Annotated in this window: 12 protein-coding genes and 1 pseudogene; 12 read left to right on the top strand and 1 reads right to left on the bottom strand. The window is 59.6% G+C overall.

Translation table 11 applies throughout. The annotated features are described in order from the left end of the window. Positions 1-3: 3 nt before the first annotated feature. The 12 genes from ABGN05_RS06340 (at position 4) to ABGN05_RS06285 (ending at position 13,337) form a co-directional block, all read left to right on the top strand. Positions 4-816 carry an ABC transporter ATP-binding protein gene (locus tag ABGN05_RS06340; protein WP_367953179.1) on the top strand — a complete coding sequence of 271 codons (813 nt, stop codon included), beginning with the start codon at positions 4-6 and terminating at the stop codon, positions 814-816. Positions 817-841: 25 nt separating this feature from the next. Further along, positions 842-1,804 (top strand): ABC transporter substrate-binding protein, encoded by a 963-nt coding sequence (locus tag ABGN05_RS06335; RefSeq protein ID WP_367953178.1) that lies wholly within the window; start codon positions 842-844, stop codon positions 1,802-1,804. Between the two features lie 24 nt (positions 1,805-1,828). Then, complete coding sequence (locus ABGN05_RS06330) at positions 1,829-2,569, top strand: ABC transporter permease (protein WP_367953177.1); 741 nt, start codon at positions 1,829-1,831, stop codon at positions 2,567-2,569. Beyond that, on the top strand, positions 2,551-3,333 hold the full coding sequence (locus tag ABGN05_RS06325) for an ABC transporter permease (protein WP_367953176.1): 783 nt from the start codon (positions 2,551-2,553) through the stop codon (positions 3,331-3,333). The genes ABGN05_RS06330 and ABGN05_RS06325 overlap by 19 nt, the downstream gene beginning before the upstream one ends. A 68-nt stretch (positions 3,334-3,401) precedes the next feature. Next, positions 3,402-4,361: an ABC transporter substrate-binding protein gene (locus tag ABGN05_RS06320; protein WP_367953175.1), complete on the top strand. Its 960-nt coding sequence runs from the start codon at positions 3,402-3,404 to the stop codon at positions 4,359-4,361. A 60-nt stretch (positions 4,362-4,421) separates the two neighbouring features. Further along, positions 4,422-5,393, top strand: a complete 972-nt coding sequence (locus tag ABGN05_RS06315) for an NAD-dependent epimerase/dehydratase family protein (RefSeq protein WP_367953174.1) — start codon at positions 4,422-4,424, stop codon at positions 5,391-5,393. Positions 5,394-5,429: 36 nt separating this feature from the next. Then, positions 5,430-6,449: an ABC transporter permease gene (locus ABGN05_RS06310; protein ID WP_367953173.1), complete on the top strand. Its 1,020-nt coding sequence runs from the start codon at positions 5,430-5,432 to the stop codon at positions 6,447-6,449. A 118-nt stretch (positions 6,450-6,567) separates the two neighbouring features. After that, positions 6,568-7,527, top strand: a complete 960-nt coding sequence (locus ABGN05_RS06305; protein ID WP_367953172.1) for a sugar ABC transporter substrate-binding protein — start codon at positions 6,568-6,570, stop codon at positions 7,525-7,527. 122 nt (positions 7,528-7,649) lie between these two features. Next, positions 7,650-9,713: an ABC transporter permease gene (locus ABGN05_RS06300; RefSeq protein ID WP_367953171.1), complete on the top strand. Its 2,064-nt coding sequence runs from the start codon at positions 7,650-7,652 to the stop codon at positions 9,711-9,713. After that, entirely contained in the window at positions 9,713-10,795 is a 1,083-nt protein-coding gene (locus ABGN05_RS06295) for an NHL repeat-containing protein (protein WP_367953170.1), read from the top strand. Before ABGN05_RS06300 ends, ABGN05_RS06295 begins: the two co-directional genes overlap by 1 nt. 8 nt (positions 10,796-10,803) lie before the next feature. Next, positions 10,804-12,300, top strand: a complete 1,497-nt coding sequence (locus ABGN05_RS06290; RefSeq protein WP_367953169.1) for a sugar ABC transporter ATP-binding protein — start codon at positions 10,804-10,806, stop codon at positions 12,298-12,300. Positions 12,301-12,356: 56 nt separating this feature from the next. Further along, positions 12,357-13,337 carry a 3-hydroxyacyl-CoA dehydrogenase family protein gene (locus ABGN05_RS06285; RefSeq protein WP_367953168.1) on the top strand — a complete coding sequence of 327 codons (981 nt, stop codon included), beginning with the start codon at positions 12,357-12,359 and terminating at the stop codon, positions 13,335-13,337. A gap of 27 nt (positions 13,338-13,364) precedes the next feature. Here the strand turns inward: ABGN05_RS06285 and ABGN05_RS06280 are convergent. Further along, positions 13,365-13,847 (bottom strand): annotated as a pseudogene (locus ABGN05_RS06280) (IS6 family transposase); the annotation flags it as partial. Positions 13,848-14,116 lie beyond the last annotated feature (269 nt).

Raw genomic sequence — 14,116 nt, 5'->3', positions numbered from 1 at the left:
CTTATGACAGCTCCCGAGGCCAGCCTGCTAGTAGTGCTGAGCATCGCCGGCGTTTCGAAGGAGTTCCAGCTCAAGGGAGGAGCAAAGGTAACGGCGCTCGCCAGCACGACGCTCGACATCAAGGAGGGCGAATTCGTCTCCGTCATCGGACCCAGCGGCTGCGGGAAATCCACCCTCTTCAACATAATCGGCGGGCTGCTGGAATCGGATACCGGCCGGATCCTGGTCGACGGGAGGGAGATCAGGGGCTCCCACAAGGACATCGGCATGGTGTTCCAGGAAGAGTCGGTGTTTCCCTGGCGGACTGTCATCGGCAACGTGACGCTGCCGCTGGAGATTGCCGGCGTTCCGAAAAAGGAACGATACGAGCGGGCGATGCATTTCGTGGAACTTGTTGGCCTGACAGGTTTTGAGAATAGGCGCCCTTCCGAACTGTCCGGCGGAATGCGGCAGCGGACCGCGCTGGCGCGAACTTTGGCTTCGGAGCCGCGAATCCTGCTCATGGACGAGCCTTTTGCCGCGCTCGACGAGCAGACGCGGATGCTAATAGGCGACAAGATCGTGCAGATCTGGCGCGAACTCAACCAGACCACGCTATTGATCACGCACAATCTGACCGAGGCGATTCAGCTCAGCGACCGCGTGGTCGTGATGTCCTACAGGCCCGGCACCATAAAGCAGATCGTTCAGATCGAGCTGCCGCGACCTCGGACTTCCGAAATCATCTCAAGCGAGCCCTTCCGCCGCTATCTTGGCCAGATTTGGCAGGATCTGCGCGAGGAAGCGACGCGGGGGATGATCGAAAGCAAAATCTGATTTTCGGCAATAGGGAGGAAGTGAAATGTCAAAGATATTGAAAACGCTCTGTATCGCGGTTGTGGGCGTTCTTGCCGCCGCTTCGAGCCAGGCGCAGGATGCGATCCGTGTGGCTGGACCGCATCCGACGGCGCTTACGACGATCACGGCGCGCGTCGCGCAGGAACTCGGGTTCTTCGAGAAGGAGAATCTGGTGGTCGACATGCTCTGGACGCAGGGCGGATCCGATGTGCTGCAGGCCGTCATTTCAGGCAGCGTGGATATCGGAATCGAAACCGGTCTGGGTGGTGTGCTGAGCGCGATCGAGAAGGGTGCCCCGATCGAGGTCATCTCGTCCCAGATGACCGGCGCCGGCGAGTTTTACTGGTATGTCAAGGCGGACAGCGACATCCAGAGTTTTGCGGATCTGCAGGACGGAGAAACGGTTTCGTTTTCGCGGCCCGGTGCGTCTTCGGAGACGATCTTGAACGCCTTGCTCGCGCAAAGCGGTGCCAAGGCGACGCCAGTCTCGTCCGGCAGCCCGCCTGAAACTCTGACGCAGGTCATGTCCGGCCAGATCGACGTGGGCTGGGGTGCGCCGCCGGCATATCCGGAAATCAAGGATGGACGGCTCAGGATCATCGGGCGCGGCAACGACGCGACCGTCCTGGCGGGCCAGACGACCCGCGTCAACGTGGCGAACGCCGCTTATCTCGAGGCCAACAAGGACACGGTACGCCGCTTTCTGCGCGCCATGAACGCGACGCTGGATGCGCTCTACACCGACCCTGAGGTCCTGGCCAAGGCGGCGGAATTCGTGAAGCTCGACGTCGCGGATGCACGCTCCGTGCTTACCGATTTCGTGCCGCGCGAGGCCTTCACGATGAACAAACTGGGGGATCTTGAGGGCTCAATGCAGCAGGCGGTGGAGAACAAGCAGCTCTCCGCGCCTCTGTCGGCTGAGGCGCAGGAAAAGATCAACAAGAACATCGCGGATCTGGCTCCGTGATAGGATCGAAGTAGGGCTGCGCGCGTGTCCAAGCATACACTGACTGGTCTGGTTCTGGTGGCGCTGTTCGTGGCGCTGCTCGAACTGCTGGTGGCAACGGAGGTGATATCACGCTTCCTCGTCGCTCGCCCTTCGGACATTTTCGCGGAACTACTGATCATGCTGCGTGAGGAAAGTCTGCCGGCGGCCTTTGGGATCACCTTTGCCTCGACCTTCGTCGCGACGGCGATAGCCGCCGGGATAGGATTTCCGGTCGGCTACGCTCTTCATCGCAGCGAACTGCTCGGGCAAGCCTATGGGACATTCGTCGCCGGACTTTTTTCCGCGCCTCTCATCCTGCTCTACCCGCTGTTTCTGGTGCTTTTCGGTCGCACGGTGGTAACCACCGTGGCCATTGCGGCATTGACGGCGAGCATCCCCGTCATCATCAGCACGAAACAGGCGTTCGACGGCGTCAAGAGCGTGTTCCTCAAGGTTGGAACCTCGTTCAGCATGTCGAGGCCGCAGGTGTTTCTAAAGATCATGCTGCCCTCGGCGCTCCCGACACTGTTCACCGGGCTTAGGCTCGGCCTGATCTATGCCATGATTTGCGTGGTGGCCGTCGAATACCTGGTCAATCTGGGCGGTCTCGGCTTTCTCGTCGGGGAAATGTACGACCGCTTCAACATCGCCGGCATGTATGCGGCCATTCTGGCCGTCGTCGTTGTCAGCGTGCTTTTCTTCGACTTAACGGAAAGGGCGGAGCGGTGGCTGCGATATCTTTGAGCGCGGAACACCATCCGCGGCGGCTTCCCGGCCGGGTTCTTGCCCTCCAGGTGGGATCGTTTCTCGCAGTTTGGGCGGCCTGGGAGATTCTGTCACGCTCCGGTCTTCTCTATGAAGGCGTGGTGCCTTCGTCCTTCGCCGTGTTCGGCTCCATCGGCGAGCATCTGTCGGACCCGGTATTCTACGACCATCTTGGCCGCACGGCTTATGAAGTGGTCCTCGGCTTCCTGATCGGCGGCGTTGCCGGCTTCGCGGTCGGGGTGGCTTTTGGCATCTGGCCCTTCGCGGGGCTGACCGGAGAGCCCTATCTGAGTTATCTCGCGCCGACGCCGAAAATCATCTTTCTGCCAATCATGATGGTTCTTTTCGGGGTCGGCCCCGGCTCGAAAGTAGCGATGGCGGCGATCTCGTGCTTCTTCCCGGTAGCAGTGGCGGTTTATGCCGGGACCAAGCTGGTCGACCCGATACTGCTCCGCGTCGCCCGTATCTTCAAGGCTTCGAGGATGCAGATGGTTCGCTATGTCTATCTCCCCGCATTGGTGCCGTTTCTGATCACGGGTGCGCGGTTGGGAGCAGGCGTGGCGATTGCAGGAACCCTGATTGCGGAAATAAAGCTTTCGAACAAAGGGCTAGGATTTTTAGCTATACAGCACTACAACTTTTTTAATACAGACGACATGTATGCAGTTCTAATAATTATATTCACGATGGCTATCGGCATCAATATTATGTTCAATAAAATTGCTGCGAGATACAAATACTAATAGGCCGATACTACTGCCGGTTCGGTCCGTGAATTCTGTGCGTCGCAGATGGCTCTGGAGGAAACCACATGACACTAAGAATTGCTCTGATCGGGGCGGCGGCCTCTCTGCTGACGGCATTCCAGGCGAGTGCACAGGACGTCATACGCGTCGCGGCGCCCCATCCGACCGCGCTGCAATCGACGCCCATCAGGCTCGGCGAAATGCTGGGATTCTTTGAAAAAGAGAACATAAAGGTCGAGACCATATTCACCCAGGGCGGCTCGGACATTCAGAACGCGGTGATTTCGGGCAGCGTCGACATTGGGCTGCAAACCGGAATGGCCGGCGTTCTGAGCGCGATCCAGCAGGGCGCACCGGTCAAGATCATCTCGGCCGACATGACCGGGGCGGGCGATTTCTACTGGTACGTTCGCGCCGACAGCGACATCCAGAGCTTCGCGGACCTGCAGGACAACGAAACCATCGGCTTTTCGCGGCCGGGATCGTCGTCCGAACTCGTCGTCAAGGCCCTTATCGAACATAATGGCGCCAAAGCCACCGGCCTGCCCTCGGGCAGCCCGCCGGAGACGTTGACGCAGGTCATGTCCGGGCAGGTCGATGTGGGTTGGGGAGTGCCGCCCGTTCCCAAGGAAGTCGCGGAAGGAACACTGCGCATCGTGGCGCGCGGCAATGACGTGCCGACGCTGAAGGCGCAGACAGTCAGGGTCAACATCGCGAACGCCGACTACCTCGAGAACAATCGCGAGACGGTGGAGCGGTTCCTCACCGCGCTCGATGCCACGATCGACGCGCTCTATGAGGATCCAAAGGCGCTCGCGGCGGCGGCCGAACTCATCAAGGTCGATGAAGCCTCGGCCCGTCAGATACTCACCGAATTCTTCCCGCGGGATTCGATGAATCTCGGAACGATCGGTGACCTTGACGGTGCTATTGCCCAGGCGACGGCGAACAAGCAGCTGCGGGGCGAACTTTCCGATGAGCAGAAATCGGAGATAACGCAAACGGTTAAGGAACTTAACGACTAACGCTTCCGACCATCCGGCTGGATGAAAAAACATCCGGCCCGATCTCGCAGGAGGATGCAGGTGACGATACTGATTACGGGCGGGCTCGGCGTCAATGGAGCCTGGATAACGCGCAAGCTCCTGGAGCGCGGCCTGCCCGTGATCGTTGTCGACCGGCACAGCGACCTGACGCTGCTGGGTGACGCCGGCGCCGGTGTCGAGCTTGTCCAGGCGGACATAATGGATGCCGACGCGATGCGCGTCCTGATGGCGTCGCGCAAGGTGAGTTGCGTGATCCACACCGCGGCCCTGATCTCCGGGCTTCAGCAAAATCCGCTTGAGGGCTTCCGCGTGAATGCGCTTGGCACGGTCCAGATGCTGGATGCGTCCCTCAAGGCGGGCGTTAAGCGTTTCGTCTATACGAGTTCGCGCGCGGCCTATGGCAACTTCGAAGGCGAGCACTCGTATCCGGTCTATAAGCCGGTTGCGGAGGATTACCGGCTGGGCGGCGTCAATGTCTACGACGTGACCAAACTGTCGAGCGAGTTGATGGGGCGGAACTTTGCCGCGCTCGGGCTCGAATTCATAGCGCTGCGCTTTGCGACCATTTTCGGCCCCGGGAAACTCGTCCGGCACGGGCCGATGGGCATCTACAGCCGCTTCATAGAGAATGCGATGGCCGGCGTCCCGCTGAGGATCGAGAAGGGGGGCGATGAGCGCGACGACGTCATCTATGTCGACGACATCGCCGAAGCCTGCGTGATCGCGGCAACCCACCCCAATCCGAAATTCGACGCCTACAATATCTCGCGCTGTATCGCCACGACGCTTGGCGAATTCGCGGATGCGGTGCGAACCGTGCTGCCGCGGGCCGATATCGAGATCGGTCCGGGCCTCGATCCACTGGGGCTCGGCGTGAAGTATTTCGGCCGTCTCGACAACCGTCGCGCCCGCGAGGACCTGGGCTTCGCACCAAAATTCGACTTCGAGACTGGCATCGCCGACTACGTCGCCAAGATGAAAGAGTTTGGACTACCGCCGACCATCACCTGAGGCGGCAGGATGTACAGTGCGGGAGCGATGAACAGTATGGCCACTAACACGCAAACCAGAAAGACGCCGTTTTTCGCCGCGATGCCTTTCAGCTTGCGCCTTAATCAGGAACGAATGGTCATCGCGATTTCCGTGGTCCTGTTCATCCTTTTCTCCATTGCATTGGACGGCTTTCTTCAAGTCTCAAACCTGCTCGCTCTCCTTCAGGGCGTCGCGGTACTTGGCATACTCGCAATCGGCATGGCCTTGGTGGTGATCGGGCGCGGCATCGACCTCACCATGGTCGCGGTCATGGTCTTCTCAGTCGGATGGTCGTTTGCTCTGGCATCCAGCGGCATGCCCCTCGGGTTGGCCCTGCTTCTAGGTTTCCTGTTCGCCATTCTTGTCGGGATGGCAAACGGGCTGCTCATCGCTTATGTGGAGATACCTGCCATCTTCGCCACATTGGCGGTGGCGACGATTGTCGCAGGCATTGGCCGTTTCGCCCTGGTGGACCGGGACAATGTGTACGTGTCCGGAGATATCGGCTGGCTGTTGACCCTAGGTACGGGGCGCGTCCTGGAAATACCGGTGCCGGTCATCGTTTTTGCCGTGCTCGCCTGCGCCGCCTATGTGGGGCTTCGATACACCAAGCAGGGCCACTTCATCTACGCGATGGGCGACAACCCGCAAGCGGCTCGAAATGCCGGGATCGCCATCCGCCCGATTACAGTTCTCTTGTACAGCCTCTCATCGGCCGTTGCCTTCGCAGCCGGGATCGTGATGGCCACGACGGTTTCCAGCGTGAACACCAAGCTTGCCGGCTCCACCATGGTCTATGACATCATCCTGGTGGTGGTGATCGGCGGCATCGGTCTTTCGGGCGGCAAGGGCAGTGTGTTGAATGTCATCGCCGGTACGGTCCTCATCGGACTGCTGCTGAACGGGATGACGATCATGGATGTCTCCTATCCGGTGCAAAACATCATCAAGAGCCTCATCCTGCTCTTGGCCATCATTTTCGATTCGGTCCTGAATCCTCGGGACGAACAAACATCGCAGCAGGGAGACATCTGACCGGCATGCAATGACTTTACCACAAAAGTAGTCGAGACAATCAAGGGAGGAAATCATGGGAACTTTGTTAAGACGTCTAGGTATAGCAGCAATACTCGCCGCAGGCGTTGGATCCGGCATGCAAACGGCCGTGGCCGAACGTTTCGACGACGGCCTGGCGCCTCAGTATTACGAAGCCTTCAAGGGCAAGAAGGTCGCGTTCGTGCCTATATCGATGGGCTTTGATCTGACCCAGGGCTGGATGGCGGCCGTCCAGCGCGACGCCGATAGGCTCGGCTACGAACTGATCATCCGCGATCCCAACTGGAGTATTGATGCAGGTGCTCAGGCGCTGGAGCAATTGATCATCGAGAAGCCGGACATCATTATCTTCCACAACAACGACATGCAGGCCTACGCCAAGCTCGTCACACGCGCCATGGCAGAGGGTATCAATGTCATTCAGGTGAACCTGAAGACGCCGGTCAACGGCGACTATTTTGTCGGCGCCGACCTCTACGGCCAAGGCCAGCGCCAACTGGAAGAGACGGCCAAGCTCTGTGGGCCAGACACGTCCGGCAAGATCGCGCTGATCCAGGGGCCCGTGACCAGTCCGCCAAGCCAAATAGGCCTTGCCGGCATCAACGATGCCTTGGCAGGGCACTCGAACCTCTCAGTCGTTTCGACACAGGCGGCCGACTGGGACGCGTCAAAGGCGCATTCCATCGCCAGCACCGTTTTGAAGCAGCACCCCGATCTCTGCGCGATCATCGGATTCTGGGACAACCAGGATATCGGCGCTGCTGCAGCTATCCGCGAGGCGGGCCTCACAGGAAAGGTGCATTTAGTAACCGCCGGCGGCGGCAATGTCGAATCCGCTTGCAACAACATCGCGAACGGCTCTTTCTCGTCCTACGTCACGTCTGACACACGACATCAAGCCTACCATTTGGCCGTGGCGATCCAGAGCCTGCTGCAGACGAAACCTGAACCCGGTTCGAAGCCGATCGGTCTCTATACCGAGGTGAGCGTCATTACCAAGGACAACATGACGCCTTCTTCATGCTGGACCGTGGATCAGATCAAGGCCGGCCACTAAATCTCGCGTCAAAGCCGGCACCATGACGTGCCGGCCTCTTCCTCCAGACCGTTTGGACCTGCCGAATGAGTGCAAGAGAAGCTTACACGCGCTGGCGCTACCGCCTGGTCCCGGATCATTTGGTGGGCGAAATCCTGTCGAAGAACTGGATCGACAACGCCATACCGGTGCTGATCCTGGCCATCGTCATCGGCATCCTTTCCACCCTTTTGCCGGGATTCCTTTCGCCGAGCAGCTTGAGCAGCATATCCCGACAACTCGGCGAGTACCTGTTTGTTGCACTTGGAATGACGATGGTGCTGAAGGCAGGCGGGATCGACCTCAGCGTCGGCTCCAACTTCGCGCTGTGCAACTTCGTGGCACTCTACATGACCAACGCCCTGGGGCTCCCGGTCACGGTGGTCATTCCGGCCATCCTCCTGCTCGGCGCGTGCGTCGGTGCGGTCAATGGCCTTCTGGTGGGGTATCTCAGGCTGCGGGCATTTCTGACCACGCTCGTCATGCTGATCATCTTGCGCGCTATTGTGGAGCTGCTCACCCTGCGTTATGCGGTTTCAGCATCCTACTCGCCGGTCCCGGTGCCGTTCTGGGATTATCTGGGCGCGGGCAAGATAGCCGGCTTGCCGATCAGTGCCCTGGCGGCGGTCGTCGCAGGTGTTGCAATTCATATCCTTCTCACACGAGTGCGCTTTGGATGGCATCTGAGCGCAATCGGCGGCTCGCGCCGCTCCGCTTACAATGTCGGCCTCCCGGTCCGGCGCGTCGTTTGCCTTACCTATGTCCTGTGCGGCATGTTCACCGCGGCCGGTGCGATCTTTTATGCATCGCGCCTTGGCAGCACGGGCGGCTCGGTCGGCACCGGCCTCGAAATACTGATCCTCACCGCAGCGGTGCTCGGCGGCAACAGCCTCGGCGGCGGTCGCGGATCCGCCACGAAGGCGATCATCGGCACCATCATTGTCGTTCTCATCACCAACGGCTTGGTGCGCCTCGGTCTGCGCACCGGCGCCGGCGATCTCGTGCTTGGCCTGGTGCTTCTTACAGCGGTGGCGATCGACGTGAAATGGATGAAGAACCGCCTCAAGGTTCTCAGCAGGGCATACACGTCGCCAACCTATTTCGCCATGCCGCGCAACCCGGAGACGGCAGTCGGCTCGGGATCGCCCTACGAAATCAATGACCGGTTGGGCGATGTCGGCGCGATTGGACTTGGCGAGCTCGAGGGTCCTGAGGACATGGTCCTCGACGAGACGGACGATCTCTACTGCGGCAGCCGACACGGCGACGTCATCCGGTTTTTCGGGCCCGACTACACCCGCCATGAAATCTATGCTCACACCGGCGGCCATCCGCTCGGCATGGCATTCAACCGCGAGCGCGAACTGGTCGTGTGCATCGCCGGCATGGGTCTTTACAAGGTTACCAAGGCACGCGAAGTGGTAAAACTGTCGGACGAGACCAACCGCAGCTTCGGATCGATCATCGACGACTCGCGCATCATGATGGCCGATGATCTCGACATTGCGCCCGATGGCAGGGTCTTTTTTTCGGAAGCGTCGATCCGCTACGATACCGTGGACTGGATGCTCGACGCGATCGAGGGGCGCGGCAACGGCCGTATCATCTGCTACAATCCCAATGACAATACCACCCGCACGGTCATCCCCGGCCTGAGATTCCCCAACGGTATTTGCGTTACACTCGACGGCAATTCCTTTCTGTTCGCCGAAACCTGGGGCTGCACCATCAAGCGCTATTATTTCGCCGGCCCGAAACAGGGGAATATCGAGACGGTGATAAACGACCTGCCGGGGTATCCCGACAACATCAACCGGGCCTCCGATGGGACGTTTTGGTGCGCCGTGGTCGGAATGCGTTCACCGGCATTCGACCTTGCGCTGAAGATGCCGCAATTTCGCCGCCGCATGGTCTATCGAGTCGCCAAGGACGAGTGGCTTTATCCAAACATGAACATCGGCTGCGTGATCAAGTTCGATCTCGACGGCACCATACTGGACGTGATGTGGGACAAGAGGGGACTAGCGCACCCGTCGATCACCTCCGTGCGCGAGCACAAAGGCATTCTCTATCTCGGCGGCCTGTTCAACAACCGCATCGGAACAACCAAGCTTGCGGGCGCCGACCCGGATTGGAGCGGCGTGACATCCTATTGGGGGAAACGCTGATGCTCGAGGCGATCACACGCGCGCTCGACCGCTTCCGCGGCAGCGGCGATGCGGCGGTTACGGTGCCGCCGATGGACGGGGCTCTGCGCCCCAATTTTTCCATCGAGAACGCGTCACTCCTGCATTCGATTGAGGCGCCGGATAATCTCGTCTCTTATGCAGGTACGATATTGTTTTCCAGCGGCAGCCGCCTCCTTGAACTTCGGCGCGAGGAAGGGAGCGCGGTCGAGCGGGAACTCTTATCCAGCCCTGTGACTTGTCTGGCTTCGCATGCGTCGGGCACGTTGGCGATTGGACTTGCTGAAGGAACGATACGGCTCAGTGGCGGCCTCCACGATGGCACTGTCCTCACCCAGGTCGGTGACCGGAAGATCGTCTGCGCGACCGCCGCGACATTCGCCGATGCCGATACGCTTCTCGTCTGCCTTGGATCCCAACAATGTCCGGCGGCCGACTGGAAGCACGATCTGATGGCCAACCATGCCAGCGGCTCGGTATGGCGGATCGATCTGAAGAGCCTGGCCGCCACCTGCCTGGCCGACGCTCTAGCGTATCCCTATGGGATCGTTGCCGACTCGTGCGGGCGGATTATCGTTTCGGAAAGCTGGCGCCACCGGATCGTTCAGGTCGCGCCGGAAAGCGCGCCGCTAACGCTTTACGGCGACATACCGGGCTATCCCGCCCGCATGGTCCTCGATCTAGAGAGCAAGGAATTGTGGCTCGCAGTGTTCGCACCCCGCCTGCAATTGATCGAATTCGTTCTGCGGGAGGATGAGTACCGAAAGCGGATGATGAAAGAACTGGATCCGGAGTGGTGGATCGCGCCCTCTCTCCACCACCCGGCTTCCTTCCTGGAGCCGCTCCAGGGGGGCGGGCTGAAACAGCTCGGCGAATTGAAGCCGTGGGCGCCATCCCGCTCGTATGGGCTCCTGGTCAGGCTTGATGCCGATTGTCAGCCGATCGAGAGTTTTCATTCCCGCGCCAACGGGACGCGGCACGGCGTCACAAGCTGCCTCCCGGACGGCAGTAGCGTGATCGTTGCCTCCAAGGGCGGCGACGCCATCGTCGCCATCGAGCACTGAGGATCGTCATGGAACCACTCATCTCGATGCGCTCGGTGACAAAGGAATATCGCGGAGTGCCGGCCATCAAAAATATCGACTTCGATCTGCGGCCGGGCGAAATCCACGCAGTGCTCGGCGAAAACGGTGCCGGCAAGTCGACTTTGACCAAGATCATGGCCGGCGTGACACAGAGTTCGTCCGGCAAGATGCTGCTCGACGGAAAGGAGGCGTTGTTCGCTACGCCCGCACAGGCGCTTGCGAACGGCATTGCCATGGTGTTTCAGGAAACCAGCCTGGTTCCCTCGATGTCGGTCGCCCAGAACCTGTTCCTTGGCGAAGAGAAGCTCTTCAACCGCCTGCGCGGCATTTACATCGCCGCGCAGCAATTCATGGAGTCGCTAAACTTCCACGTCGACCCCTGGGCGAATGTCGCCACCTTGGGCGCTGCCAAGAAACAAATGGTCGAGATCGCCAGGGCCGTTCGGCAGAATGCTCGCGTGATCATCTTCGATGAGCCGACCGCGTCGCTGACGCCGGAAGAGAAACGCCACTTCTTCTCCCTGCTGCGCAACCTCAAGCAGCGCGGCGTCTCCATTATTTTTATCTCCCATGCCCTAGAGGAGGCGCTTCTTATCGCCGATCGCATCACGGTTCTGCGCGATGGCGAATTGGTCGTGACCGACGACGCCTCAAACTTCGACCGCGACAAGATCATCCGCTCCATGGTGGGCCGTTCGTTGTCTGGCGAATTGTACAAGAAGGACGCGCGTGACCGCACCCGCAAGCGGGGGAAAAAGGTTTTGAGCGTGCAGAACCTTTCCATGTCGCGGGTGGTGAAGAACAACTCGTTCACGATCTATGGAGGTCAGGTCACCGGCATATTCGGCCTGATCGGATCCGGCCGCACCGAGACCGCGAAAATTCTGGCCGGCATCGTCAAGCGCGATTTCTTCTATGGCGGCGAAGTGCGGCTCAACGGAAAATCCGTGCGCTACCGGGTGCCGCGCCAGGCAGTGAAGGATGGCATCGTCTATGTGACCGAAGACCGGAAAATCGAAGGCTTTTTCGAAACCATGTCGATCGCGGAGAACATCTACCAGGCGGCTCAGGCGGCCGACGTCGGTTCGGGAACGTTCGTCAGTATGACGCAAATGAGAGAACTCGCCGACCATTGGACGAAGGCGCTCAACATCAGGGCGATCAATTCCAATGCCCGCGTCATCGAGCTATCGGGCGGCAACCAGCAGAAGGTTGTGATCGCGAAGGCGCTCGTGCAGAAGCCGAGCGTGATCATTTTCGATGAGCCGACGCGCGGCGTTGACGTAGGGGCAATTTCGGAAATCCACCAACTCGTGAACAAGCTGGCAGATGAGGGTTTCGCGATTATCGTGATCTCTTCGTACCTCCCTGAGATACTCAGCATCTCGGACCGGATCCTGGTGTCCCAGGCCGGCCGGATCGTGGAGGAATTCTCGCCGCAGGAGGCGACCGAAGAGCGGATCATGTACGCCGCAGTGCACTGACTTCCCGCTGGCCACCCGTTCGGTTTCCGGCAGGTACCCCAACCCAGGAAAGATCGATGCAGAGTTCGAACCGTATTTCCATCGTCGGTGCTGGCTTCATGGGAAGCGTCATCGCTACCCTTTACGCACGTTACGGCTATCAGGTCGTCCTTCATGACGAAGACGTTTCGGCACTGGACGCCTATGGTGAACGCGCGTTGCCGATAGTCGAACGCCTGGCCAGCGCCGAGCATCCTGCCGATTGGATATTGTCCAACGTCACGATGGAACGCACACTGGAGGCGGCCGTGGATGGCGCCTTTCTGGTCCACGAGATCGTGCAAGAGGATCTGGCGCTCAAACAGCATCTGTTCGAAAAATTGGACAGGGTTTGCGAACCCGATGTTGTTCTTGCGACCAACACTTCATCGTTCCTGCTGACCGACATCTGCCGACGGGTTCGGCATCGTGAACGCGTTCTTGGTATCCACTACGTCACTCCTGCTCACATCGTTCGCGCCGTGGAGATTATCGCTGCCGAATTCACCCCGCCGGCGCTCGTCGATTGGGGCCGCACATTCCTTGAGACGATCGATCATATTGGGATCGCCTGCCTGGAGCGTCCAGGGTTTTTGGTCAACCGCATCCAGTTCGCGATGCAGTCGGAGATCCACCGGATCATGGATGAGGGACTGGCCTCTCGCGAAGATATAGATGCTGCCGTGCGGCTGAGCCTCGGTCCCCGTCTCGCTCTTTGGGGACCGCTGCTTACCGAGGATCTTGTCGCGAGCAAGAAGACGGCTCTTGCAGTGACGGACTATCTACACCAGCAGACCGGGGACCCGAATTTCGCCAGCAGGCCCGTTCTGCACAAACTGGTCGAGGATGGACGACTTGGCGCAGCTTCCGGAAAGGGCTGGTACGAGTTCGACCTGGATCACGCATCGATCGTTTCTCGCCGCGACAGTCAGCTACAAGAACTACTTGATTGGCTTCGGCAGAAGAACGCTGTCCAAAACATAGGCATCCGAAGCGGTTCTGTCGCAAACTCGCTGTAGGGACGTGAACGGCTGGAGGCTGGCTGTTCAGGCGGCGAGGATATGGAACTGTTCGGCGATCGTCGGAGTGGGATTGTAGGCATATCTCCCCTGGCGCTTATGCATTATGTGGATCATCTCGAGGCCGGACAGGATGATTGCGGCGCAGGTCTTCGACTTGAAGCCGAGCATGGATCGGAAGCGGCGCTTGATGCGCCGGTGATCCTGCTCGATGCGGTTGTTGAGGTACTGGCTCTGCCGAATGCGGATCGGCTTCAGCTTCCGTCGTGAGCGATCCCGGAGCCGGCTTTCGCCGTCGCAGGCAATGATTGCCTCGCGATTGGTCTGGCTGCCGTCGATGACGATGCGCTCGGGACGCCCATGACGCTGAAACGCTCTGCGCAGGAAGCGTTTGGCAGCCATCAGATCGCGGTGTTCGCTGAAGAAGAATTCAACCGTGTCACCGACGCTGTCGATGGCCCGGTAGAGATACATCCATTGACCGCGGACCTTGATGTAGGTCTCGTCCAGGGTAATTAGCCACGCCCTGAACTGACACGGGCCAGTGCGCTGTCATTCGTCCTCGATGTCGGGGTACTGCGGGGGAGCCTTGCCTAGTCTAGTTTGCTGACGATCTTCGGATAGTTGGTTCCGGGCTGGGCCTGCCCCATTTGTAAGACCGTATGTCCGCCTCTGCCGGTGAGGTGGTTCGCCCTACACTGCGCGTCCGAGGGTTGCTCGGACGGTCCGAGCCGATCCTCACCACAGGAGGACGAGCCATGTCGGATCGTAGAGAAGCA

This window comes from Aquibium pacificum (assembly GCF_040839445.1).
Lineage (GTDB): Bacteria > Pseudomonadota > Alphaproteobacteria > Rhizobiales > Rhizobiaceae > Aquibium > Aquibium pacificus.
This window is presented reverse-complemented; position numbering and strand designations above follow the sequence as displayed.

Excerpts from the sequence above, each read along its gene's own strand:
- ABGN05_RS06340 (WP_367953179.1), top strand. The coding sequence starts at position 4 with ATGACAGCTCCCGAGGCCAGCCTGCTAGTAGTGCTGAGCATCGCCGGC.
- ABGN05_RS06305 (WP_367953172.1), top strand. The coding sequence starts at position 6,568 with ATGCAAACGGCCGTGGCCGAACGTTTCGACGACGGCCTGGCGCCTCAG.
- ABGN05_RS06320 (WP_367953175.1), top strand. The coding sequence starts at position 3,402 with ATGACACTAAGAATTGCTCTGATCGGGGCGGCGGCCTCTCTGCTGACG.
- ABGN05_RS06295 (WP_367953170.1), top strand. The coding sequence starts at position 9,713 with ATGCTCGAGGCGATCACACGCGCGCTCGACCGCTTCCGCGGCAGCGGC.
- ABGN05_RS06335 (WP_367953178.1), top strand. The coding sequence starts at position 842 with ATGTCAAAGATATTGAAAACGCTCTGTATCGCGGTTGTGGGCGTTCTT.
- ABGN05_RS06310 (WP_367953173.1), top strand. The coding sequence starts at position 5,430 with ATGGCCACTAACACGCAAACCAGAAAGACGCCGTTTTTCGCCGCGATG.
- ABGN05_RS06285 (WP_367953168.1), top strand. The coding sequence starts at position 12,357 with ATGCAGAGTTCGAACCGTATTTCCATCGTCGGTGCTGGCTTCATGGGA.
- ABGN05_RS06290 (WP_367953169.1), top strand. The coding sequence starts at position 10,804 with ATGGAACCACTCATCTCGATGCGCTCGGTGACAAAGGAATATCGCGGA.